The sequence below is a fragment of the Desulfovibrio sp. SGI.169 genome, from assembly GCF_050313595.1.
Taxonomy (GTDB): Bacteria; Desulfobacterota; Desulfovibrionia; order Desulfovibrionales; family Desulfovibrionaceae; genus Desulfovibrio.
Genome location: NZ_JBNPLS010000009.1, coordinates 51,545 through 73,619 on the forward strand (window position 1 = coordinate 51,545; position 22,075 = coordinate 73,619).

At 59.8% G+C, this 22,075-nt stretch carries 33 protein-coding genes and 2 other RNA genes; 33 read left to right on the top strand and 2 right to left on the bottom strand.

Annotated features, from left to right (window positions below; genetic code table 11):
• Nucleotides 1-195 precede the first annotated feature (195 nt).
• Together ACQRA4_RS06500 and ACQRA4_RS06505 are read left to right on the top strand one after the other, a co-directional pair.
• The gene (locus tag ACQRA4_RS06500) at nucleotides 196-1,608 is read left to right on the top strand and encodes a mannose-1-phosphate guanylyltransferase/mannose-6-phosphate isomerase (RefSeq protein ID WP_427822282.1); all 1,413 of its coding nucleotides are present in this window, start codon (nucleotides 196-198) and stop codon (nucleotides 1,606-1,608) included.
• Nucleotides 1,609-1,947: 339 nt separating this feature from the next.
• Entirely contained in the window at nucleotides 1,948-2,913 is a 966-nt protein-coding gene (locus ACQRA4_RS06505) for a DUF362 domain-containing protein (protein ID WP_427822283.1), read from the top strand.
• A gap of 417 nt (nucleotides 2,914-3,330) precedes the next feature.
• Here ACQRA4_RS06505 and ACQRA4_RS06510 read toward each other — a convergent pair whose 3' ends face one another.
• Nucleotides 3,331-4,035: an XRE family transcriptional regulator gene (locus tag ACQRA4_RS06510; protein WP_427822284.1), complete on the bottom strand. Its 705-nt coding sequence runs from the start codon at nucleotides 4,033-4,035 to the stop codon at nucleotides 3,331-3,333.
• Nucleotides 4,036-4,295: 260 nt separating this feature from the next.
• Between ACQRA4_RS06510 and ACQRA4_RS06515 the strand changes: the two genes are divergently transcribed.
• The 3 genes from ACQRA4_RS06515 (at nucleotide 4,296) to ACQRA4_RS06525 (ending at nucleotide 6,756) form a co-directional block, all read left to right on the top strand.
• Nucleotides 4,296-4,574 carry a hypothetical protein gene (locus tag ACQRA4_RS06515; RefSeq protein ID WP_427822285.1) on the top strand — a complete coding sequence of 93 codons (279 nt, stop codon included), beginning with the start codon at nucleotides 4,296-4,298 and terminating at the stop codon, nucleotides 4,572-4,574.
• A gap of 12 nt (nucleotides 4,575-4,586) precedes the next feature.
• Complete coding sequence (locus ACQRA4_RS06520) at nucleotides 4,587-5,012, top strand: hypothetical protein (RefSeq protein WP_427822286.1); 426 nt, start codon at nucleotides 4,587-4,589, stop codon at nucleotides 5,010-5,012.
• Between the two features lie 307 nt (nucleotides 5,013-5,319).
• The gene (locus tag ACQRA4_RS06525; RefSeq protein WP_427822287.1) at nucleotides 5,320-6,756 is read left to right on the top strand and encodes a DNA-binding protein; all 1,437 of its coding nucleotides are present in this window, start codon (nucleotides 5,320-5,322) and stop codon (nucleotides 6,754-6,756) included.
• Between the two features lie 187 nt (nucleotides 6,757-6,943).
• Here the strand turns inward: ACQRA4_RS06525 and ACQRA4_RS06530 are convergent, their stop codons facing one another.
• Nucleotides 6,944-7,432, bottom strand: coding sequence for a helix-turn-helix domain-containing protein (locus ACQRA4_RS06530; protein WP_427822288.1), 489 nt, complete (start codon nucleotides 7,430-7,432; stop codon nucleotides 6,944-6,946).
• A gap of 258 nt (nucleotides 7,433-7,690) precedes the next feature.
• Here ACQRA4_RS06530 and ACQRA4_RS06535 point away from each other — a divergent pair, with 258 nt between their 5' ends.
• The 28 genes from ACQRA4_RS06535 (at nucleotide 7,691) to ACQRA4_RS06670 (ending at nucleotide 21,957) form a co-directional block, all read left to right on the top strand.
• A complete protein-coding gene (locus tag ACQRA4_RS06535) occupies nucleotides 7,691-8,116 on the top strand; it encodes a hypothetical protein (RefSeq protein WP_427822289.1) in 426 nt (141 codons plus the stop codon).
• Nucleotides 8,113-8,355, top strand: a complete 243-nt coding sequence (locus ACQRA4_RS06540; protein WP_427822290.1) for a helix-turn-helix domain-containing protein — start codon at nucleotides 8,113-8,115, stop codon at nucleotides 8,353-8,355. The genes ACQRA4_RS06535 and ACQRA4_RS06540 overlap by 4 nt, the downstream gene beginning before the upstream one ends.
• A 75-nt stretch (nucleotides 8,356-8,430) precedes the next feature.
• The gene (locus ACQRA4_RS06545) at nucleotides 8,431-10,566 is read left to right on the top strand and encodes a Mu transposase C-terminal domain-containing protein (protein ID WP_427822291.1); all 2,136 of its coding nucleotides are present in this window, start codon (nucleotides 8,431-8,433) and stop codon (nucleotides 10,564-10,566) included.
• Nucleotides 10,567-10,575: 9 nt separating this feature from the next.
• The gene (locus tag ACQRA4_RS06550; protein WP_427822292.1) at nucleotides 10,576-11,289 is read left to right on the top strand and encodes an AAA family ATPase; all 714 of its coding nucleotides are present in this window, start codon (nucleotides 10,576-10,578) and stop codon (nucleotides 11,287-11,289) included.
• A gap of 8 nt (nucleotides 11,290-11,297) precedes the next feature.
• The gene (locus ACQRA4_RS06555; RefSeq protein WP_427822293.1) at nucleotides 11,298-11,951 is read left to right on the top strand and encodes a hypothetical protein; all 654 of its coding nucleotides are present in this window, start codon (nucleotides 11,298-11,300) and stop codon (nucleotides 11,949-11,951) included.
• Complete coding sequence (locus ACQRA4_RS06560) at nucleotides 11,945-12,226, top strand: hypothetical protein (RefSeq protein WP_427822294.1); 282 nt, start codon at nucleotides 11,945-11,947, stop codon at nucleotides 12,224-12,226. Before ACQRA4_RS06555 ends, ACQRA4_RS06560 begins: the two co-directional genes overlap by 7 nt.
• Nucleotides 12,226-12,738, top strand: coding sequence for a host-nuclease inhibitor Gam family protein (locus tag ACQRA4_RS06565; protein WP_427822295.1), 513 nt, complete (start codon nucleotides 12,226-12,228; stop codon nucleotides 12,736-12,738). The genes ACQRA4_RS06560 and ACQRA4_RS06565 overlap by 1 nt, the downstream gene beginning before the upstream one ends.
• A gap of 12 nt (nucleotides 12,739-12,750) precedes the next feature.
• Complete coding sequence (locus ACQRA4_RS06570; protein WP_427822296.1) at nucleotides 12,751-13,005, top strand: hypothetical protein; 255 nt, start codon at nucleotides 12,751-12,753, stop codon at nucleotides 13,003-13,005.
• 11 nt (nucleotides 13,006-13,016) lie between these two features.
• On the top strand, nucleotides 13,017-13,310 hold the full coding sequence (locus ACQRA4_RS06575; RefSeq protein WP_427822297.1) for an HU family DNA-binding protein: 294 nt from the start codon (nucleotides 13,017-13,019) through the stop codon (nucleotides 13,308-13,310).
• Nucleotides 13,311-13,387: hammerhead ribozyme type II (locus ACQRA4_RS06580), an RNA gene on the top strand.
• The gene (locus tag ACQRA4_RS06585; RefSeq protein WP_427822298.1) at nucleotides 13,385-14,155 is read left to right on the top strand and encodes an N-6 DNA methylase; all 771 of its coding nucleotides are present in this window, start codon (nucleotides 13,385-13,387) and stop codon (nucleotides 14,153-14,155) included. Before ACQRA4_RS06580 ends, ACQRA4_RS06585 begins: the two co-directional genes overlap by 3 nt.
• A gap of 207 nt (nucleotides 14,156-14,362) precedes the next feature.
• Nucleotides 14,363-14,533, top strand: a complete 171-nt coding sequence (locus ACQRA4_RS06590) for a hypothetical protein (protein ID WP_427822299.1) — start codon at nucleotides 14,363-14,365, stop codon at nucleotides 14,531-14,533.
• A 2-nt stretch (nucleotides 14,534-14,535) separates the two neighbouring features.
• Nucleotides 14,536-14,601: hammerhead ribozyme type II (locus ACQRA4_RS06595), an RNA gene on the top strand.
• A gap of 10 nt (nucleotides 14,602-14,611) precedes the next feature.
• A complete protein-coding gene (locus tag ACQRA4_RS06600) occupies nucleotides 14,612-15,010 on the top strand; it encodes a hypothetical protein (RefSeq protein WP_427822300.1) in 399 nt (132 codons plus the stop codon).
• The gene (gene nrdD, locus ACQRA4_RS06605; RefSeq protein ID WP_427822301.1) at nucleotides 15,011-15,199 is read left to right on the top strand and encodes an anaerobic ribonucleoside-triphosphate reductase; all 189 of its coding nucleotides are present in this window, start codon (nucleotides 15,011-15,013) and stop codon (nucleotides 15,197-15,199) included.
• Nucleotides 15,200-15,203: 4 nt separating this feature from the next.
• Nucleotides 15,204-15,647, top strand: a complete 444-nt coding sequence (locus tag ACQRA4_RS06610; protein ID WP_427822302.1) for a hypothetical protein — start codon at nucleotides 15,204-15,206, stop codon at nucleotides 15,645-15,647.
• Complete coding sequence (locus tag ACQRA4_RS06615) at nucleotides 15,634-16,125, top strand: phage protein GemA/Gp16 family protein (RefSeq protein ID WP_427822303.1); 492 nt, start codon at nucleotides 15,634-15,636, stop codon at nucleotides 16,123-16,125. The genes ACQRA4_RS06610 and ACQRA4_RS06615 overlap by 14 nt, the downstream gene beginning before the upstream one ends.
• On the top strand, nucleotides 16,118-16,540 hold the full coding sequence (locus ACQRA4_RS06620; RefSeq protein ID WP_427822304.1) for a hypothetical protein: 423 nt from the start codon (nucleotides 16,118-16,120) through the stop codon (nucleotides 16,538-16,540). The genes ACQRA4_RS06615 and ACQRA4_RS06620 overlap by 8 nt, the downstream gene beginning before the upstream one ends.
• Before the next feature lie 2 nt (nucleotides 16,541-16,542).
• On the top strand, nucleotides 16,543-16,995 hold the full coding sequence (locus ACQRA4_RS06625; RefSeq protein WP_427822305.1) for a helix-turn-helix domain-containing protein: 453 nt from the start codon (nucleotides 16,543-16,545) through the stop codon (nucleotides 16,993-16,995).
• Between the two features lie 288 nt (nucleotides 16,996-17,283).
• The gene (locus tag ACQRA4_RS06630; protein ID WP_427822306.1) at nucleotides 17,284-17,643 is read left to right on the top strand and encodes a putative holin; all 360 of its coding nucleotides are present in this window, start codon (nucleotides 17,284-17,286) and stop codon (nucleotides 17,641-17,643) included.
• 101 nt (nucleotides 17,644-17,744) lie between these two features.
• On the top strand, nucleotides 17,745-18,374 hold the full coding sequence (locus ACQRA4_RS06635) for a transglycosylase SLT domain-containing protein (RefSeq protein ID WP_427822307.1): 630 nt from the start codon (nucleotides 17,745-17,747) through the stop codon (nucleotides 18,372-18,374).
• The gene (locus ACQRA4_RS06640; RefSeq protein WP_427822308.1) at nucleotides 18,371-18,730 is read left to right on the top strand and encodes a hypothetical protein; all 360 of its coding nucleotides are present in this window, start codon (nucleotides 18,371-18,373) and stop codon (nucleotides 18,728-18,730) included. Before ACQRA4_RS06635 ends, ACQRA4_RS06640 begins: the two co-directional genes overlap by 4 nt.
• Complete coding sequence (locus ACQRA4_RS06645) at nucleotides 18,684-18,962, top strand: hypothetical protein (protein WP_427822309.1); 279 nt, start codon at nucleotides 18,684-18,686, stop codon at nucleotides 18,960-18,962. The genes ACQRA4_RS06640 and ACQRA4_RS06645 overlap by 47 nt, the downstream gene beginning before the upstream one ends.
• The gene (locus tag ACQRA4_RS06650; RefSeq protein WP_427822310.1) at nucleotides 18,947-19,363 is read left to right on the top strand and encodes a transcriptional regulator; all 417 of its coding nucleotides are present in this window, start codon (nucleotides 18,947-18,949) and stop codon (nucleotides 19,361-19,363) included. The genes ACQRA4_RS06645 and ACQRA4_RS06650 overlap by 16 nt, the downstream gene beginning before the upstream one ends.
• A gap of 44 nt (nucleotides 19,364-19,407) precedes the next feature.
• The gene (locus tag ACQRA4_RS06655) at nucleotides 19,408-19,605 is read left to right on the top strand and encodes a hypothetical protein (protein WP_427822311.1); all 198 of its coding nucleotides are present in this window, start codon (nucleotides 19,408-19,410) and stop codon (nucleotides 19,603-19,605) included.
• 21 nt (nucleotides 19,606-19,626) lie between these two features.
• A complete protein-coding gene (locus ACQRA4_RS06660) occupies nucleotides 19,627-19,866 on the top strand; it encodes a hypothetical protein (RefSeq protein WP_427822312.1) in 240 nt (79 codons plus the stop codon).
• Nucleotide 19,867: 1 nt separating this feature from the next.
• Nucleotides 19,868-20,485, top strand: coding sequence for a hypothetical protein (locus tag ACQRA4_RS06665; protein WP_427822313.1), 618 nt, complete (start codon nucleotides 19,868-19,870; stop codon nucleotides 20,483-20,485).
• Nucleotides 20,482-21,957, top strand: coding sequence for a hypothetical protein (locus tag ACQRA4_RS06670; RefSeq protein ID WP_427822314.1), 1,476 nt, complete (start codon nucleotides 20,482-20,484; stop codon nucleotides 21,955-21,957). The genes ACQRA4_RS06665 and ACQRA4_RS06670 overlap by 4 nt, the downstream gene beginning before the upstream one ends.
• Nucleotides 21,958-22,075: the final 118 nt, after the last annotated feature.

Sequence of the window (22,075 nt, forward strand, 5' to 3'; positions counted from 1 at the left end):
CGCGCGCAATGCCTTTCAGGCCGGGGGAGAGCCCGGCGCGATGCAAAACGCGCCGTGAATGAGCAAAAAATCATATTTTTTTGAGCCAATGGCCTTCATGCTTCGGCCCAGGGCTGAAGCATGAAACGAGTTCCGAACCGCATGCGCCGAGCCTTGCAAAAAGCTGTTCCGCATGCCGTCCTGTGGGGAGCGTCAATGAAACTTTGTCCCGTGATCTTGTGCGGCGGCGCCGGCTCCAGGCTCTGGCCGCTGTCACGCCGCCTGTATCCCAAACAGTTCATGGACATGGGCGGGCATACGCTGTTCGGCGACACTCTGAAGCGCCTCGGCGGCCTGCCGGAACTGACGCCGCCTCTGGTGATCTGCAACAGGGAACAGCGTTTTCTGGCCGCCGCCCAGATGCAGGAGCAGGGGCTGGAGCCCGCGGGCCGCGTGATTCTGGAGCCGGAAGGCCGCAACACCGCGCCCGCCATCGCCGTGGCGGCCCAGGCCGCGCTGGAACGGAACCGGGGCGAGGATGCGCTTTTGCTGGCGCTGCCCTCCGACCATGTGATTCGTGAGGTCGGGGCCTTCGCCCGCGCCGTGGCGCAAGCCGCGGCCTGCGCCGGCCAGGGGCGGCTGGTGACCTTTGGCGTTGAGCCGGACGGCCCGGAAACCGGCTACGGCTATATTCAGCGGGGGGAGGCCCTGAGCACGGGCTTTGCGGTGCGTCGCTTTGTGGAGAAGCCCCGTCGCGAGGCGGCCGAGGCCATGCTGGCCGGGGGCGGCCACTACTGGAACAGCGGCATGTTTCTGTTCCGGGCGTCGCTGTTTCTGAGTGAACTGCGCCGCTACGCGCCGGACATGTTCCGCGCCGCCGCCGACGCCTGGGAAGAGCGGGCTGAAGAACATGATTTTATCTGGCTGGGCGAGGCTTTTGCCGCCTGTCCGGCGGACTCCATTGACTATGCGGTGATGGAAAAAACATCTCTGGCGGCTATGGTGCCGCTGGACGCGGGCTGGAGCGATCTCGGCTCCTGGAGCGCCGTGTATGACGCGGCGGCCAAGGACGCCGCCGCCAATGCGCTGGTGGGCGATGTGCTGGCCGAAAACGTATCGGGCAGCTATCTGCATTCCAGCGGTCGGCTGGTGGCCGCGCTGGGCGTCAGGGATATGGTGGTGGTGGAAACCGGCGACGCTGTGCTGGTGGCCGGCAAGGAGCATTCGCAGGAGGTCAAGACCCTGGTGGCCCGGCTCAGCCGGCAGGCCCGATCTGAAAAGGACACCCACTTGCGCGTCTTCCGTCCCTGGGGCTGGTATGAAACGCTGGCTCTGGGCGAGCGCTTTCAGGTCAAGCGCATCATGGTCAAAAGCGGCGCTTCCCTGTCGCTGCAACTGCACCATCAGCGGGCCGAACACTGGGTGGTGGTCAGCGGCGTGGGCCGGGTCACCGTGGGCGACAAACTGCTGGAACTGCATGCGGACCAGTCCACTTATATTCCGCTGGGCGTCAGGCATCGCCTGGCCAATGCCGGGCCGCTGCCTCTGGAGATCATTGAAATCCAGAGCGGCTCCTATCTGGGCGAGGACGACATCGTTCGGTTTGAAGACACCTACGGGCGCTGTTAGAACGAATTGCCTTTGAAAAAGGCATTTGCTCTGGGGCAGACCCCAGGCCCCCGCATGTTCGGTTTCACGGCCGGGCCTCCCCACAGCGCGCCCGTGCATATTGATGGCAGAATCAGGCAATTTTTCGCGAGAATCGTATCTTTCTCTTTTGCCGACGCGCGGCTAATCTGTGCGCAGGCCATGAATCCGTCCGCCGCAAGGCGGCTTTTTGCCACAGAGCGTTGTTGCGCGGCGGGCGGTTTGCTTCACGAGAGTTGAGGGCAAGATCCGTCAGCGGCAGCGCCGCGTCTGATGAAAAGCGGCGCGGTCAAAAGGGAAAAGACCTCCAGGGGGGATGTTATGAACGGCTATTCTCGACGCGACTTTCTGAAAGGCGGCGCGCTGACCGCCGGCGCGCTGGCCGCGGGCGTATTTCTGAAGAGCGCTCCGGTTCTGGGCGCCGCCCCGGAAAAGGCGCGGGTTTTTTTCACCAGAGACCTCAGCGCGGAAGGGCTGCTCAAGATTTTTGCCAACGTCAATGCCGGCCTGAGCGGCAAGGTGGCCATCAAGCTGCATACCGGCGAGCCCGACGGGCCCAACATTCTGCCCCGCCCCTGGGTGCGGCGCATTCAGGCCGCCATTCCCGACAGCACGATTGTGGAATGCAATGTGCTTTACAACAGCCCGCGTCAGACCACGGCCGGGCATCGGGAAACCCTGAAAAAAAACGGCTGGACCTTCTGCCCCGTGGACATCATGGATGCCGAGGGCGATGCCGCCCTGCCCGTGCCCGGCGGCAAATGGTTCAGGGAAGTGGCCGTGGGCAGGAATCTGCTGAACTATGATTCAATGCTGGTGCTGACCCATTTCAAGGGGCATACTATGGGCGGCTTTGGCGGTTCGCTGAAAAACATCGCCATCGGGTGCGCTTCGGGCAAGGTGGGCAAGGCGCAACTGCACCGGGAAGGCGACGAGCTCTGGTCCGGCGGCCCCAACTTCATGGAACGCATGGTGGAGGGCGGCAAGGCCGTTGCCGCGCACTTTGGGCCGCGCATCACCTATATCAATGTGCTGCGCAATATGTCAGTGGACTGCGACTGCGCCGGAACCAGCGCCGCCCGGCCCACAACGCCGGACATCGGCATCCTGGCTTCCACGGACATCCTGGCCGTGGACAAGGCGTCGGTGGATATGGTCTATGCCCTGCCCGAAGACCAGCGGCGCGACCTGGTGGAACGCATTGAAAGCCGCAGCGGCCTGCGCCAGCTTTCCTACATGAAAGAAATGGGCATGGGCAGCGACCAGTATGAACTGATCACCCTGTAGGGCCAGCCATATCATGCCGTTGAGTCTTCCTGCCGGCGATGCCTGAAAATGGCCGTGCCGCTTCGGGTGCCGAAAGCCCCCGCGATGTCGCGTCGCGGGGGCTTTCACATGGCATGGCGGGCGTCAGCCAAGGCTGTCGCCAGAGCGGTTTGGGTGACTTCATTGGCAAACCGCTCTGCGATCACAGCGGCTATAGGGAGTTAAGAAATATGAGAATAGGGGATGGTCTGTTCCGTCCTTGACCGATGCTTGACAAACCCTTGCCTGATGCCGCTTAGGCGCTTGACCGAAGCCCAAAAAGCGTCAGGAAAAAGAGTTGAGAACGCGGGGCCGTTTTGCGGCCCCTTTTTCATTTAAGGTGAGAATTGCGCGCGCGTGGCCGTGTGCTGATTCAAACACAAAAAACGGCCCATTTTTTCAATATTCGCGCCCTATCCAGAGGACTTGTCCGATAACCCGAAAAAGGTCCTGCTCCTGGCCCTGGACATCAATCTCCAGCGGTGGATAGGCCGGGTTCGTGCTTTTGAGGATCACCTTCCCCGGCACCCTGTCGATGCGTTTAAGATAGATGGCATCCTCGAAGCCTACCGCAAATATTTTGCCAAGACGTATGTCTGTTTTGCTCTGGTCCAGAAGCACGGCGTCTCCATCCATGATTTCCGGCTGCATACTATCCCCGTCCACACGCATAAGAACCATGTTCTTTGGATTGCCTTTGCGAAGGAGGAAGTCTGAACGGAACGCATAGCTGCGGTCACTCTCCCCGCTCACCTCTAAGCTCCCGTGGCCCGCTGATAAGCGCGCCTCAACCATCGGAACCATAATCAAATCGACATCGCAGTCTTTGCCCGTTTCCTGAATGGAACATCCCTGTATGGCGTTTAGAGCCTCCGGTGGGGAAACCGTGGCTGCGGAACCTTCCAGGCCGTTCTCGCCCATCAGAAGCCAGTCCGAAGAAATGCGCAAATTATGACAGACATTTCTTAAAAATTCTGCGGTGGGACTGGAAACACCCTTCTCGTAGTTTCGGAGGGTGCTTTCAGTGGTTCCCATTTGCTCGGCGAAGGCTCTGCGGGGTTGTCCATTCCTCAATTTTATCAAGCGGGCTGCCAAGTCATTCATCACGCAAACCTTTTGAGAAACAAAGTTTTGCGCAATATTTTGCGCGGAAAACTTTATAACCCTACAAAATTGCTCGCAAATCACAAAAACGCAATTTTTTTAGATTTGCGCAGATTTTGATTGACTATGCGCAAAAAATGACAGAAAAAAGACTTGCGAGCGGTTGAATTTTCAACGCTGACAACGCCGACTTTAGCCGCTCCACCTGTTGAAATCAACGTCCACGGCAAAGCCGAGTTTGGACACGAGCGGAGGACAAAATGGAATACCAGGACTTCCTTTACGGCACGGGCTCCAAGGTTTCGGAAGAAGATTTCGAGGACCTTATCCGGCCAGTCATCGAGGACCGGAGCGACCTCTTTCCTACGGATGAGGCAGCGATCGCCCATTACAACCGCTTCGGTCTGAATGGGTTTTTGGACGGGTTCATCGAGGCCATTGACGAACTCGTGGACCATCTCCGGGACGCCAGACTGGCAACCGGTGTGGATCCGACATCTTTTCTCAAGCTCGTGGAACTGGCCGTGGAGCAGGTTTAGAGGCAAGCCACAATGACGCAGCTTTCCCTGCTCGAAACCTCTTACCAACTTGCCGGCGCAATGGCCGCCATACGGGCGGCCATGCGGGCAACGGTGGGCGCGCCTGAAAGCGAAGGCCGCAAGGCGCTTCCTGACCGCATGAATGCCATAGCGCGCCAGGCGGGCGTCCGACTCACGCAGGGAAACCAGAAGAACATCAGCAAGGACACCCTGGACAAGTGGCTGTCCCCTGCTGACACCACGCACACGCCTTCCCTTATGGCTGTGCTGATATTTTGCGCGGCTACTGAAAATATGGAGCCGCTCCGCGCGGCAGCGAAGTCCCTCGGCCTGGACCTGATGACCAAAGAGGACATGAAGTTCCGGGACTACGGGCGCGCCGTGTGGGAAATGAAGGCGGCGCGAGAGCGCAAGCGGAAGCTGGAGAATGATTTATGAACCGGGCAGCCTGCGGGATTCAGCGCTTTGCTCACCGGTATCTTATCCGGGAAATTTTGGATGACCGGGGCCTCAGTATGGCGGCGCTTGGGAGGCAGATTGGCGTTTCTTATGAAACGGTCTCCGCAACGGTTCGAGGGAAAAAGCATTGCCACAAAGTCCTGGATGCTCTCAAGGACCTGGGAGTGCCGACAGCATATCTCTTTGACCCTCGCGTAAAAGAAAAGACAGCCGCCTAATGGCTTCACCATCCGTCTGGCAGGTTAGAGAAATGGCAATCAAGACGGCATACACTACAGCGGAAATAATGGCAGTTTTGCAAATTTCTGCGGCGTCCACAGTAATTCGGCGCTCTGCAAGAGAAAACTGGCAATTCCGCCCCCGGCGTGGGCGTGGCGGCGGCAAGGAATGGCTTGTGGCTTCCATGCCGGAGGATACGCGCCTCGCCATACAGGCAGCCGAAGAAAAAGCCCTCATGGCCGAAGCCACTTCCGCCCCGCGCCTTCCGGCTCTCCCGGCCACCATACAAGCCGCCATCATGGACGATTCCAGGCGCAACAAGGCCCTGGCCCGCGCAGACCTGGTGCGGCAGTACCTTTCATGGCTTAGGCGCTTTGGGCACGGCAAAAAGCAGCGTCAAGACTTCATTTCCGCCTATCTCTCCGGCGCGTGGCCACAACTCCTGCAAGAAGTCGGCAAAACTAGCTGGAAATCCATTGAGCGCTGGAAGGTGGCGCTGGAAAGGACAGAAAGCGTCCTCACCCTGACGGACAAGCGCGGCGTGGCTCACCGTGGGCGGACGCTCCTCACGGAGCGCCACCGTACCCTTATCCTCGGCCATATCCTCAACCCTAATGCGCCCAACATCAGCCAATGTGCCAACGAGGTGCGCAAGCGGTTCCAGGCGGAAAATCTCTATGTCCCCTCCGAGCCGACAATCCGGCGCTTTGTGAAGTCCTATATGCAGACCTGCTTTGACGAATGGACTCTGTTCCGTGAAGGGCGCAAGGCGTGGAACGACAAGTGCGCCATTTCCCTGTTGCGGGACTGGAGCCTGGTCAATGTTGGCGACATCGTAATCGCAGACGGCCATACCCTCAATTTTGAGTCAATCAATCCGGCAACGGGCAAGCCCAAGCGGATGACCATTCTGCTTTTTTATGACGGTGCCAGTAATTGCCCGCTCGGCTGGGAAATCATGCCCACCGAGAACACGGCAAGCATTTCCGCCGCCTTCCGGCGAACCTGCATCCTGCTCGGGAAATTCCCGCGCGTTGTGTACATCGACAATGGCCGCGCCTTCCGCGCCCGCTTTTTCGAGGGCTGCCCGGACTTTGAGCAGGCGGGCATCTTCGGCCTCTACGAAAGCCTTGGCTGCAAGGTGATCCACGCCTGGCCCTACCACGGCCAGAGCAAGCCCATTGAACGCTTTTTCGGCACCATGCACGGCCTTGAGGTCTGGATGCCGTCATATACGGGCTTTGACATCGCCCACAAGCCCGCCCGCATGAAGCGCGGCGAGGACCTTCACCGCAAGCTCTACGAAAAGATGGGTGCCCGCCCCCTGACGCTGGAAGAAACCCATGTCCAGGTGGCGCGCTACTTCGCCGAATACGCCCAGCGCCCGCAGCACCGTACCCACCTGCGCGGTCGCAAGCCTGCCGAAGTGTTCATGGCAGGGCGCGGGGACGGCTATAGGGGGGCAAGAGAAATGAGAATGGCGGTACTGGCTAATCCGGCTTGACGAATGCTTGACTTTCCCTTGACTGATGCGGTCCCGACGCTTGACCGACCTCTAACAAGCGCGAAAAGAAAGACTTGAGAACGGAAGGCTATTTCAAGAGCGTTTCCGCACGACAAATGAGAACAGAACAGCCCCGCCGCGTGTCGTTTTTGACACAAAAGCAGGGCTGTTTTTTTCTGTTTGGCGACTACGCCGCGCCACTTGCTTCTTTAGGCTGATCCGTAGCAACAGCGAGTCGATTTTTACGTTCCTCCAGTCGGGCAACCTTTTCCCGCAGTTCCCCGATTTCGCGGAACAGCTCTTCCTTTTCCTTATAGAGCACCTCTTTTTCTCGGTAGAGCTTGCGATTTTCTACTGTCAACTCTCGGCGTTCTTCTTCCAATATATTTAATTTTTTCTCGATGTTAGAATAGTCTTGAGATGGTTTTTCCTGATTCTCTTTGCATACTGAGGAAGCCGAAGTAGCGCTAAGGTGCATGGGTCCTTCCCCTTTGAGGAGCCATTCGGCTGAAATATCATACGAAAGACAAATTTTTAGGATGACATCTGCACTGGGTGAATTTCTGTCATTTTCATAGCCACCTATGGAACCTTTTGCAATTCCAACATGTTCCGCAAATTCGGCTTGGCTTTCTTCCCCGCGTATGAATCGGATGCGTTCTCCCAGTGTTTTCATTGGGTAAAAGTTCCCTACACCAAAGTTTTACCTCAACTTTTACCTAGCTACTTAGGCAACTAGCTAGAAAAATTGACAAATAAAATTATGGGCGCTTTTTAAGTTTTACCCAAAATTTCAGGTTACTTGTCTGAAATTTTGTCCTAAAACTGGACTTGCGGGCGGTTGAAGTTTCAACAGTAAGCAAGTCGACTTTATCCGGCCCGCCCCATTAAATCAACGTCCGAGCGCAAGCGGCGTTTGGACAGGGAGCAGGCCATGAAGCAGTTTTCCTTACTTGACGATGCACTCAGGCTTTCGGGCGTGATGGCGGCCATACGGACCGCCATGCGTGATGCAGCCGGAGCGCCGGAAAGTGAAGGACGCAAGATGCTTGCCGACCGACTGAACGAGACAGCGCAACGGGCGGGCATCAAGCTGACGGGCGGCAATACCCTGTCCATCAGCAAGGCCACGCTGGACAAATGGCTGGCTCCCTCCGACACATCGCATCCTCCCTCCATTCTGGCACTGCTGGCCTTCTGTCGAGCCACCGGCAACGTGGAACCGTTCCGTGTTGCGGCGCGGTCTCTGGGCCTGGACCTGATGACGGAGGAAGACAGGAAGCTCCGCGACTACGGAGCGGCAGTCCTGGAAATGAAGGCCGCCCGGAAACGCAAGCGCAGACTGGAGGAAGACTTATGAACCGCAACAGATGCGGACTCCGCCGCTTTCAATACCGTTACATCATTCGAGCCATCTTGGACGACCGGGGCTTGAGCATGTCGGAGCTTGGCAGGCGCATAGGCGTTTCGGCGGAAGCCGTTTCCGCCACGGTACGGGGCAAGCGGCACAGCCCCAAGGTTCTGGACGCCTTGCGCCGGGAAGGCGTGCCGGAAGAATACCTATTTGACCCGCGCCTTGAGTGCAGCAAGGCCGCATAGCGTGGGAACGTGAAGGAAAAGGCGATGGTACTCCGTGAAGCATACATCACGCAAGAATGCAGCAGGCTCTTGGGGTTGAGCGTAAAATCTACGCTGCAACGCGCACAGCGTGAGTCTTGGCAGTCCCGCCCGCGCAAGGGCCGGGGCGGCGGGAAGGAGTGGCTTGTTTCCTCCATGCCGGAAGCAACGCAACGCGCCCTCCAGACGGCGGAGGAACGCCGGGTGATAGAGGAAGAAGCGGCCCATAATGCAGCCCTTCCCATGATTGCCAGCTCGCATGTTCCATCAGTGGCCCGACAGGCCATTTTTGACGACAAGCGCCGCTACAAGGCGCTGGCAAAGGCCGACCTTCTGGGGCTTTACCTGGACTGGCAGACAAAGCACGGCAGTACCATCAGGCAGAAACAAGCCTTCATCCTTGCCTATCAGGGCGGCGCGTGGGGCAAGCTCCTTGCGGAACTCGGCCCGCGCGTAAGCTGGAAGAGCCTGGAACGCTGGAAGCTGGAGCAGAAGGACTCCGGCGGCGTTTTGGCACTGGCCGACAAGCGCGGCCTTGCCCATCGGGGCAAGAGCATGCTCACGGAACGGCATCAGACCATCATTCTGGGGCAAATCTTGGACGGCGACCGCCAAATCAGCACCTGCGCCCGCATCATACAGGAACGGTGCAAGGCGGAAAATCTGACCGTTCCCTCAGACGATACCATCCGGCGCTGGGTAGCCAACTACTCAAGGACATGTTTCAGCGACTGGACGCTGTGGCGCAACGGCGAAAAAGCCTGGAACGACAGGTGCGCCATATCCATTCTGCGAGACTGGTCGCTGGTGGAAGTGGGGGACGTGGTTATCGCGGACGGGCATACGCTCAACTTTGAAAGCATCGACCCGGATACCGGCAAGGCCAGGCGCATGACGCTGCTTCTGTTCTTCGATGGAGGAAGCCGCTACCCGCTGGGCTGGGAAGTCATGGGCACAGAAAACACGGCCTGTATTTCCAGCGCGTTCCGCCGGTCCTGCATCCGGCTGGGGAAGTTTCCCCGCGTTGTCTATCTGGACAACGGCAAGGCGTTCCGGGCGCGGTTCTTCGACGGGTGCAAGGACTTTGAGCAGGCCGGATTCCTCGGTCTTTATCGTGACCTTGGCTGCGAAGTCATCCATGCCTGGCCCTACCACGGCCAGAGCAAGCCCGTGGAACGGTTCTTCGGAACCATGCACGAACTGGAAGAAATCACGCCGTCCTATACGGGGTGGGACATAGCCCACAAGCCCGCGCGGCTGCACCGGAACGAAAAGCTGCACCGCCGCCTGCATGAAAAACTGGGCCGCCGCCCGCTCACGCTGGAAGAAACGTATGAGTGGCTGGCCTACTGGTTCGAAGTGTACGCTTCCCGCCCGCAGATTACCACGCATTTACGCGGCAGAACGCCCGGAGAAGTGTTCGAGGCAGGCCGGGGGCCGGGTGTGGACATGGAGCGCCTTACCCTGCTGATGCTGCAAAAGGAAGTCCGCACCATCAGCAAGGACGGCATACGGCTGGACGGCCGCCTGTTCTGGCATGAAGCCCTGTTCAACCGCCGCCATCCGGTACTGGTTCGCTATGACTGGCAGCTCTCGCCGCACACGGTGCTTGTGTACGATCTGGAAGGCCACAGACTTTGCGAAGCCCGCGACCGTTACCATTACGGCATTGCCGCCGGAATCCATCCCGCCGCCCGCGCTTTGGGAACGACGGAACAGCAGCGGGACCTTACGGAAGCCCTGGAACTCAAGAAGCGGCAGGAATGCGCGGCCAAGGCCGGAATACGGCAGATGACGGAAACGGTCATTCTCCCGGAAGCCCGACAGCGGCAGATCACAGGATTCCAGAAGGTCATCCCCGCCCCGGAACCCGTCAAAAAGACTCCGGCGCTCTCCGCCACGGAAAAAGCCGCCATCGAAGCCGCCAAGGCCGCCGGAGCGCAGGCCCGCGCGGAGCTGGACGCCCCATCCTACGAACCTTCCATTTTCAAGCGGTTCCCGGATGAACCGGCCCGGTACGACTACCTGTTCACAGCCCTGCACGAGCGGGGCGCGGAACTGGTGCCGGAAGACGCGGCATTCATGGAATATTTCGAGAATACCCCGCAGTTCCAGCGCAATTTCAAGGCGCTGTACGAGGACAGGCTGGAACTGCTGCAATTCAGAAAAGGTCAATACATCGCAACGGCATAGGGAGGCTATATGCGAGACGTGATTATCCCCACAGACGCGACGGCGCGGTTCACCACGGCGGTGGACGCCGTGGTGGACGCGGGCCGGGGAACCAGCGGATTCATTCTTGCCCACGGGCAGGCCGGACGCGGAAAGAGCGTGGCGGCGGACCAGTACCATTACCAGCGCGGCGGCGCGTATGTCCGCGTATGGGAAGGCTGGACGCAGGCGGCGTTCCTCCAGCGCGTACTTTTCGAGGTACGCGGCAAGAACGGGGATTTGCCCCGCATGAGCGCGGACCGCTGCAAGCAATCCATTGTGGAACTTCTGGAACGGGATCGCAAGCCCGTTTTCGTGGACGAGGCGGACCGGCTGGCCATCGGGCGCATTGAAGATTTGCGGGACATTCTGGAAATGACCGGCGCGCCCATCATACTGATAGGCGAGGAAGGCATTTTCGGACTTCTTGCCGAACGCCGCCGCGTATGGAGCCGTGTAGCTCATGAAGTGGAGTTCGGCCCCATCAGCGCGGCGGAGGTTGCCATGTACGCCATGAAAGCGGCGGCACTGGACATTCCGGCGGAACTCTGCGGGCGCATAGCGGAACGGGCAGAAGGCGACTTCCGGCTGGTGCGCAACATGATGCTGCTTTTGGAAAAGGCGGCGAAAGCGGCGGAAAACTTCACGGTGGACGGGCCGATGCTGGACACCGTGCTTTCCGCGCATTCCTGGCGGCGCAAGTAGGAGGGAACATGGATACCCGCAAGGAAGTCAGCAAAGAGGCGGTGCGCGCGGCGCTGCAAGCCCTGGGCGAAGGCGGAAAGGAAATCAGCTATCGGCTTGTGTATGAGGCGCTGGGGCTGGAAAACGACGCGGAACAGGCCGTTGTCCGCAGCCGTATTTCCGACATGACACGACACGGGGAAGTCAAACGGACGCGCACCGGCTGTTTTACCTACGATTTCAGGCACCGTCCCCGCGAGGCGAAGAGCTATGAAACGCTGTGGCGTTTTGTCCGCAAGGCGAAACCGGGTTGGAGCATATCGGAATGCGCCATGATGACGCGCGTTTCCTACACGCAGGCACTCCGTTACTGCAACTGGCTGGCGGATGAAGGATTCATAGCGCGGGCGGGAAAGGACGAGCGCAACGCGGCCACATGGCGGGCCACGGTAAAGGCGGACAGAACCCCGGAAACGCCGTATCCGCCGCTGCGTGAAACGGACCCCTTCGCGCGGGAACGAGTGGCGGCGGCCACCATTGCGCGGCTTCTGCTCTGCGCCGACCCCTACGCGAAAAAGACGGCGCAAAGCATTACGGACGCCTGCAAGGTACTGCTGGCACGGTTCGACAAGAACCGCACGGAAAATGAGAACGACAACCCAGAGGAGGATGCAACATGCTGAAAGAAAATCTTTTGTCCATTCTGGCCGCCCTTGGAGAAGTACAGGGAAACGCAAAGGATGAGGAACAGGCCGCCCTGGTGCGCGGCTGCCGCGACAATCTGAGGGCTGCCGCCGAACAGGCGGAGGCCCTGGAAAACAACCTTCATGTGGTGAGCGTGGACTGGACGGCGGAAGAAGCGGAAATCGCCGTACCCGCCATGAACCTGCGACTGGTCGCACGGGGCATCAGCGCGTCGGGCGTGTTCCCGGCAAGGGCTATCCGGGAGGTGATGTAATGGCACGCATCAAGCCGGACCCGCATGTGGTGGAGAACCGGGCGCAATGTGAAGGGGCGCTGGCGGAAATGGCGGCACTGGACCGCAAGCTCTCCGCCATTGAAAACGAGATGCGGGAAACCGTGGACGGGGCGAAGACAAAAGCCGGTCAGCTTGCCGGGCCGTTGCAGGCGCGGCGCAAGGAACTGGCGGACGCGGTGGCTGTCTTTGCCAGGCTGAACCGGCGAGAGCTGTTCGCCAAAAGCAAGAGCCTGGACATGGGCTTTGGAGTGATAGGCTTCCGGGCCAGTACGAAAATCGTCCAGATACGGGGCATCACGGCGGAAATGACGCTGGAAAAGCTGCACCAGTACAATCTTTCCGACGGTATCCGAACCAAGGAAGAAATCAACAAGGATGCGGCGCTAGGCTGGCCGGACGAACGCCTGGAACTGGTGGGGCTGAAACGCCAGCAATCGGACACGTTTTTCATTGAAATCAGCAAGGAAAATGTCCCCCAGGGCACGGCGTAGGAGGAAAGCATCATGGCCTACAGGCTGACGAAACCGGACCGGGAAAAACTGGGAATGCGTTTTGCGGAAATCCTGCTCTGCCGGGCAAGCGCCAGCCCCGGAGAAATGCCGGAACTGGCCTATCGCAAGGACTGGAGGGAAGCGGCGGCCCATGAGCGGAAAAAGGTAGTTTCCGAGATTGCGGAAGAGGCGCGGGGCATCCTGCTGAAAAGCGGATACCCGAAGGAACAGGTGGAGAAGGCGACACGCCATCTCATCAGATACTAAGGAGAAAAGACATGACGAAACGCGAACTTATCGAAAAGGCACTGGAAACGGCGCGTAACGCCCGTGACCGCAATCTGACGCTGACCGATATGGGCGCTGCTCTGGACAGCCTGTGCGAAGTAGCCGCCGCCGAACTGCTGGGCGGGGGCGAAGTGCCGCTGCCCGGCCTCGGAAAGCTCAAGAGCAGGGATGTAGCCGCCCGCAAGGGGCGCAATCCGCGAACCGGGGAGACGCTGGATATTCCGGCGCACAAGGCGGTGATTTTCGCCGCCTGCAAGGATTTGAAAGAGGCAATGAAGCCATAAAAGCGAAACCGCCCGCCCACTCCAGGGGCGGCGCGGTCGCCCGGCGGTGGTGCGCAGGGCCTGACGAGCAGCCAATGAGCAAGCAAAGCAATCAGAGGATGCACCCGGATTTGAACCAGGTGCGCAAGGAACTGGAAAGCATCATGGCGAAAGGACACAACAGCTACAAGGTCTATGAGGACTGGATAGGTCTGATGTTCTATGCCTTTCAGCGTGATGATGAACACTACCTGGAAATTATGGGGAACTACAGGAACGAGGGGCCGCAGGGCAGGCGCGAGGCTGACTATTTCGCCGGGGCCACGGGGGCGCTGATGCAGTACATGGCGCAAACCCATGAGGAAGCGTTGGGGCCGCTGTTCATAGAATACGCCTCGAATCACTACCGGGGCCAGTATTTTACGCCGCTTTGCCTGGCGCGGACGATGGCGCGAATCACCCAAACGGAACCGCCGAAGGACAGACGATTCATCGTGGCCGACCCAGCTTGCGGGGCGGGCGTCTGCCTGGTGGCCTGCGCCAAGGAACAGACTTTCGAGGAAAACAATCGCGCCATTTTCGTAGGCCAGGACATAGACCTGAATTGCGCCCGGATGGCGGCCTTGAACCTGATGTTCTTCAACCTGGACGGCCTCATCATCTGGGGGAACACCCTGACCGTGGAAGTCCGCGGAGCCTGGAAAACGCGCCGGAGCGTAGCCTTCGGCGGCAGTCTCCGGCCCACGGACACGGAGCAGGCGCGGACATGGATTGCGGGAGCCTTCAAGGCGCAGGAGAAGCCCGTGCCTTGTGTCAAAACTGACACAAAAAAGCGGGGAAAACTGGAGCAAATGACGCTGTTTTAAGGAGGTGGAAATGCCCGGATTGCTGCCAAAACAGAGGGTGCGCCCCTGCAAACACTGTGGGGAAAGGCCGGTTCTGCACATTATCCCTATGGTTGGTGGTCTGTTGACGGGGTTTGTCTGCCGGAAGTGCAGCCCGAACAGAGCCACGGTCTTTACCTCGCTGGTAAAGGCGAAGCAGCATTGGAATTACGCCAATAAATGAGGTGGATGGCTATGGACATTGTGAGGACGGAACAGGAAATCGCCCGTGTGGAAAACTGGGCCTTCGCCGGACTGGACGAGGGAACGCGCTATGCGGGGATTACGTATGAGCAGGGACTGATTGACATGCTGGAATGGCTGCGCGGCGACACGGATCATGCGCCGGATGAAGAATAGGCAAGCGAAACCGCCCTGCGGGGCGGTCGTCCGGCGGTGGCGCGCCGGGCCTGATGATGCAGCCGGGAGAATAATCTCATGCTAATCCCCTTGAACCTGTCCATATCTATACCGAAATACGCTGTTTCCATCCGGCAGCCGTGGGCGGAACTGCTGTTGCGACGGCAGAAGTCAGAAGAGTACCGGCAATGGCAACTTTCTGAAAAACACTGGGACCAGTGGCTGTATCTGCATGTATCGGTCAGTATGGCCAAAGCGGAAAAGCTGGCCGCGCTGATGCGTTGCGGTACATTCGACCTTCCGCGCGGCGGGTATGTCGGAAAAATTCGGTTTGACCGTCCCTATTGGGGCGAGACGCCGCGCGAAGGGCAAGATTACGTCCGGTGCCCGTACTGCTGGCACTGGCCCGTGACCGGGATTGAGTGGACGCCGTTCGTGTTGGCCAAGGGAAAACTACGGATTTTCAAGGTGGAATGAATGCAGGAAGGTATTGTGGATCAGCGTCTCCCGCGACGAGAGGAAGGCGGCAAAGTTTACATAGGCGAAGGAATACGGTTCGAGCGCATCCGGCGCATCACGGGCTATCTGGTGGGCACGGTGGACCGCTTCAACAACGCGAAACGGGCTGAGGTGGCGGACCGCGTGAAACATGCGGTCATGAGGTGAGGCCATGAGGAAGGACAATCGGAAATTCTGCGCGTCCATCAGCGTGCGCAACGGTGAAGAGCGTGCGAAATTGGAGCTTTCCCCGGCTCCGCTGCATGGCGGGCCGGAGGGCTTTTACCGCGTGCGGCTGGCCCGGCGCTGGCTGGATACGGAAGGCGGAACGCCGCGCTTTTTCGACCGGGACGGCCTTGCCTGTCTGGCGGCGGAGCTTGCCCTGTGCGGTCTGGAAACGCCTGCGCCGCGCCCCCATATCCCCCAGGACTGCCGCGTGACTGTGCGCGTCTGGAAAGACGATTTCCCGCAGTATTACGGCACCTGGACCTACTCCGAGCCGATTCTGGACTATTCGGGCCGCTGGCTGATTCTGGTCAGCGTGGAAGGCAAACGGCGTTTCGTGCCCTGTGATGACGTAACCCCCCATGAGGAGCGGCGACATGCGAGAAAATAACACCATGCGCCTGGGATTATATCGCAAGATTGAGATTGCCCGCAAACAGCTTCCGAATATGGATGAGGAGGCGTTTCGTGGGCTTTTGCGTTCCGAGTTCGGCGTATCCAGCCGCAAGGATATGAATATCCATCAGCTTTCCCGTCTGGTGCAGCTTTTCGCGGCACAGTACGGCGTGACCTATACCGCGCCCGCCAAGAGCCGGAACAGCCGCGTCACGCCGCACGGACGCCCGGACTTCATAGAGATAACCGATTCCATGCCCTACGCGCGGGAAAAGCGGCAGATTTTGGCCATCTGGCGCAAGCTGGGTTACTCCATGACCAGCCTGGACACGAGAGTCAAACGGGCGTTCGGGATTCACTGTTTTGTCTGGCTCCAGAACGGGGAACAAATAAGCACGCTGCTGTCCGACTTGCAACGCCGGGAAAAGGCGTTCGAGAAAAAGCGGAAAGTCGAAGGCGGGGCCGGTGAATGAGGTTGATACCCTCCGGGGGCAGGTGCTTGAGCGGTATGCGTCGGTGTACGCCTTTTGCCGCGCGCATCCCGAACTGAAACGGGCCACGGTGTATCTGGTTCTGTCCGGGAAGTATCCGGGCAAATGGAGTTTTCAAGCGGCACGGATACGGGCCGCGCTGACCGGAGCAAAAGAAATACCGGAAGTTCCCGCGCCGGGCGCGACCGAAGGCGGCCCGGAGGGCCGTGCCCGTTGCGCCGAAGGAAGCTACGGGCATCGACAGCAAAGCGTGACGCGGGAAGTTCTGGCGGAAACCTTGCAAAACATACGGTGCGCCCATTGCCGCCGCCTGGACCGGCGGGAGTGCATGGCCTGCCGGGACCAGACGGAACGGGAAGGAAAGGAGCTGTTCGGCAAACTGTTTCAGGAGAAATGAGCATGAGAACGCGGATACAGGAAATAGTGACGCTGACGAAGGAAGGCTGGCGGCCCTACGATGCCGAACCGGATCGGAGCGTATATGAGAAGCTCGGTTGCAACTATGCCCTGCGCGGGCAGAAGCGCAAGCCGTTCTGGTTCGTGCGGGACGATGTGTTTTGCTGCATCGGCTGCGGGAGCCATTGTACGCTGAAACGTCCGGCGGGCTTTCCGCTGCCGCTGCCCATCCGGTATTCCGTGGTTCCGCCGGATCAGCCGTTTACTTTGACGCCCCTGGAAATGCTGGCCCGGCATGATATTCTGACGGTTCGGCAGACGGCGTATGTGCTGAACATATCGGAGCGTCAAGTTTACGATTATATTGCGGAAGGAAAACTTGTAAAACTCAAGGATACGCCGGTGCGGGTACGCGCCGACGAGGTGAAAGCTCTCCGCAAGGATTTTGACGAATAATCCCCTGAAATTTGTTCGCATGGAGCGCGTCCTTTCCGGGCGTTGTCCGGCCCGTCATGGCAAGATGGCTGTGACGGGCCTTTTTCGCGCCAGGCCCGTGTCCTCCCTCTTCCCGCCGGGATTGGCCCGGCGGGAAGCCTGGCTTCAGCCGTTGCGACGAAGGAAGCTACGGATGAAGACAGCAACTGGTTACACACTACGCGACGCGAAGAAATCGCTGTCGCTATCCGTAAACCCGCTAACGCGGGTAACGGCTACCGCAACCCGGCGCGAGAGGAGCAAATGGACATGAAGAAATTTCTTTGCAATCCCCGGTATCTGCTGGCCGTGTTCATCCTGTGCGGCGTGGTTCTGCTGATCGGGCTGCTGACGGAATCTCCCGTACAGGGGCCGGTGGTGGCCTACAAACTGGCGCTGGTCATGGTAGCGGCCATTGCGGGCATGGTCTTTGATTTTCTGGCCTTCCCGTATGCGCTGCCGTCCGGCTACCTTGACCGGGACTGGCGGAAAAATCCCGATGCCACGGGAGCGGACGGCAAGCCGGACTTTCCCATTGCCACAGGGTATTTTCGTCCGTTCTGCGCGGCCTTGCTGCGCCGCGCCGTCATCATTGCGGCCTTTGTTGTGGCCGTGGCGCTGGGGCTGTAGTGATGAAGGCGCGTCTTTTTTCGTCATGCGGCGTTAGGCTGCGTCCCGTCCTCCACGCGCTGGACTACTTGTCCCGCTTGGTCGGACGGAACTTGCCTTCCTTGCCTGACAAAAAAATCCTAGCCTTCATCATTTGTAGCCTGCTGGGGTTTTGCGCCGTTCCCGCTCACGCCGCCGAAGTGAGCATTCCCCGCGCCGCCGAACAGCACAAAGCCACACTCACGCGAGCGGCCCACGCCTTCTGGGGGCTTGACGCGCCGGTTTCGGTGTTCGCGGCGCAAGTTCACACGGAATCCTGGTGGAAAAACGATACCGTTTCCAGCGTGGGGGCGCAGGGGCTGGGCCAGTTCATGCCGTCCACGGCCCGCTGGTTGCCTTCCGTGGCCCCGGAAACGGGCGAACCCGCGCCGTTCAATCCGGGCTGGAGTCTGCGGGCACTCTGCGCCTATGACCGCTACCTCTGGGAGCGCGTCGGAGCGTGGTCCGAGTATGAGCGCATGGCTTTTACGCTATCGGCCTACAACGGGGGCTTGGGCTGGGTGAACCGGGACAAGGCCAGAGCGCGCAAGCTGGGCAAGGATGACCGGAACTGGTTCGACCATGTGGAAAACGTCAACTCCGGGCGCAGTGCCGCCGCTTTCCGCGAAAACCGCAACTATCCCCGGCTTATCCTGCAAAAGCGCCAGTATGCCTATATCAAGGCGGGCTGGGGGCCGGGAATTGAGCCATGAACAAGACGCTCGCAGTTTTTGCCATCGGTTTTGCGCTTGCGGCTGTGGTTCAGTATTTCGCGGCACGGGCGCTGGAAAGTTCCCTTGCTGCGGAAGAGGCGGCCCATGCCGTCACGCGGCAGGAGCGCGACGACTGGAAGGCGCGGGCGGAGGCGGCGGCAACGCGGGCGGAAGCTCTGGCGGACAATGCCCGTCGTTGCCTTGAGCGGGAAGCCCAGACGCAGGCGGATGCCGCCGAACGGGCGGCCATCATGGACGCGGCCAAGCCACGGACCAGGACCGCCGAAGAGAAAAACAAGGTGGTGGACGATGAAACGCGCCGTCGCGCTGCTCTGCGCCTCAATCGCCCTCTGTAATTGCTGCGGCTGCGGCCCGAAACAGGCCGCGCCGCTCGTCCTTAATCTGCCTGCTTGCCCGGCCCCGTCCGTTCCGGTCTTGCCGGAACTGGACGCGGCGGAGCCGCTGGACAGCCCGGAGAACCTTTCCCGTCTGCTGGAGAGAGACGACAGAATCCGGGCTTACATAGACGGCCTGAACGCGGCCCTGCGCTGTGAACAGGCACGGGGGAAATCATGGGAAACGAAGTGAACGCCGCCATAAGCGCGGCCCTGCCTCTCATAGAATCGCTGTTCGCCTTGGGATTGCCCGGCATCATCCTTATGCTGGCGGCCATCCCCGCACTGGTTATTATGGTAGTGTTCATTCTGGACTACCGGCACGGCAAGCGAACGGAAATGCTGCTGGAAGCCTATCGTGAAGACACGCAAAACGTTCTGCGCGCGGTCAGTGAAAAGCATGAGGCCATCTTGCGGGAAATGAGCGAGAAGCACGAGGAAACGGCGGAATTTTACAGGCGGAACGTTACATTGGTAAAGAATTATGAAAAAATGAACGACGCGCTGCAAGAACTGGTCGTGAACAACACACGGGCGACGGAACGCCTCACGACGATGATTGAGGCCACAATCAACAAGGTCATGCGGGGATAACCATGCTGGTGAAGGAATACAGAAAGGCAAGAGAGGAATTGCGCATGCGGCGCAAGTCGATTGACGCGGACATCTCCTCCCGCAGGGCCGACCTGCTGGCCGCGCTTTCGTTGACGCGCCAGAATGTCAGCCTTCAAGGCGATTATATCGTAAGTCTGGCCATCAAGCTGAACGAGCTTCTGCTTGAACTGAAAGGGGTTGATGACCAAATAGATATTCTTTCCCGTGAACTGGATGACTAAAAGGTTCTGGAGGAATAGGGAATGAACATGCGGCATGAATTGCTTGGCAGCAAAGTTGAACTTGCCCGGAAACAGAAAAAGAGCAGGATCATAGCTGATGCTCTTGCAGCCCATATCATCGCCATGTTGTCTCAACAGGACTACGGAGATATGGACACGGAAGACTTGCAACTGTCCGCGCAAAGTCTGTCCGAGGCCGTGACGGAGATGCGCGCCCTTTCGGAACGTATTGCCAGGGTCAACGAAGCCCTGGGGGAATAGCATGGGCCGCGAATACCCCACGGATACGCTCTGGCGAGCGCAGGAACTCTACTGCGTGGATCGGCTGAGTTACGCCGTCGTGGCGGAGGCTACGGGCGTTTCCGCCACCACGCTCAAGGCGTGGGGGCAGAAATACGGCTGGGCGCGCCGCCGCGAGGAAATCGCGCGGGCGGAAAGCGAGATACGGGTCAACATCATCAAGGGCCGCCAGAAGGCGCTGGAGCAACTTCTGGCCGCCGCCGATGCAAAAGAGGCTGCCCCCATGGCCTTTGCGGTGTCCAGTCTGGAATCCCTGGCGCTCAAGCGGCAGGAACTGGCCGCCTCCGGGAAGATACCCGACGCATCGGCTCCCGCGCGGCGCAAGATCGCCACGCGGGCGGACGCCGTGGCCGCTCTGCGGGAGGCCGTGGAACGCAAGCTGGGGCTTGCCCTGGCCGATCCGGATAAAATCTCCACGGCTACGGTGCAGGACGTGAAGCGTTGCCTTGACCTGGTGGCCGAACTGGAAGCCGGGCTGCCGAAGGAAACGGAAGCGGAAGACGCCCGAAAACGCGGCATGTCCGGGGAACTGGCGCAAAACATTTACCGGGCGCTGGGCATCACGGAGGATGCAGAATGAACGTCAATATCGCCAACGTCCTGCTGCCCTACCAGCGCCGCTGGGCGGCGGACACAAGCCGGGTGCGCGTGTGGGAAAAGAGCCGCCGTATCGGCGCGTCCTACTGCGAAGCCCTTTTGTCGGCTCTGGAGGCGGCCAAAAGCCGGGAAGCGGGCGGCCAGGATACCTTCTATCTTTCCTACAATAAGGAAATGACGCAGACCTTTATCCGCGATTGCGCCTACTGGGCCAAGATTTTCAATATGGTGGCGGAAGACGCGGAAGAACTGGTTTTGCGGGACGAGGACCGGGACGTGACGGTGTACCGCATCCGTTTTGCCTCCGGCCTCAACGTGTGGGGGCTGCCCTCGGAGCCGCGTTCCCTGCGCTCGAAACAGGGGCGCGTCATCATCGACGAGGCGGCCTTCGTGGACGATTTGCCCGAACTCATGAAAGCCGCCTTCGCCCTGCTCATGTGGGGCGGCTCGGTATCCATCCTTTCCACTCACAACGGCGAGGACAACCCGTTCAATGAGCTTGTCAAGGACATTCGGGCCGGGGCAAAAAAGTACAGTCTGCACCGCACCACGCTTGACGATGCCATAGCGGACGGCCTGTACAAGACCATCTGCAAGCGGGCGAATCCCCCTCGCCCCTGGACGCCGGAGGATGAAGAGGCATGGCGGGCGGGCATCATCGCGGACTACGGCGACGGCGCGGACGAGGAACTTTTCTGTGTTCCGAACCGTTCCAGCGGCGCGTACCTGACCGCGACCATGATTGAAGCCTGCATGGAGACCGTTCCCGTGCTGACCTGGACGCCTCCGGCGGAAGACTTCGTGGACTGGCCCCTGCCCGTGGCGGAGACGTACACCAGGGGCTGGATCGAGGAAAATCTTGCCTCCCGGCTGGAAGCACTGCCGGAAGACCGGGCGCATTTCTGCGGCGTGGACTTCGGGCGGAGCGGCGACTTGTCCGTGTTCTGGCCTGCTACAGAAGAACGGGACTTGCGCCTTGTGCCGCCCTTTGTGCTGGAGCTTCGCAACTGCCCGCACCGGACGCAGCAGCGGATTCTTTTCGCCATTCTGGACGCCCTGCCGCGCTTCTCCGGCGTTTCGCTGGACGCGCGGGGCAACGGCTCGGCGCTGGCCGAAGCCGCCCGCCAGGAATACGGCCCGGCACAGGTGCGGGAGGTCATGATTTCCGAGTCCTGGTATCGGGAAACCATGCCGATTCTCAAGGCCGGGATAGAGGACAAGAGGCTGATTCTGCCCAAAGACGCGGGCATACTTTCGGATTTTCGCAGCCTTCGCGTGGTGAAAGGCGTGGCCCGCGTGCCGGAGCAGCGCACGCAAGACAAGACCGGCGGCAGGCATGGCGACACCGCCATAGCCTGCGCCATGATGCTGGACGCGCGCAAGGAACTAGGGAGTGCGGAGCCGTGGGAGTATGTGGGGGTAAGTATGCCCGGATTTGATTTGAGCGGCTGGTAAAATCGTTCGCATAGCCCGCGCCCTTTCCGGGCAGGGCCTCCGTTTTTTGCCACAATGGCAGGAAGACGGAGGCTTTTTCGCGCCCAGCCGTTGCCCGCGCCAGCGGGCTTACGGATGC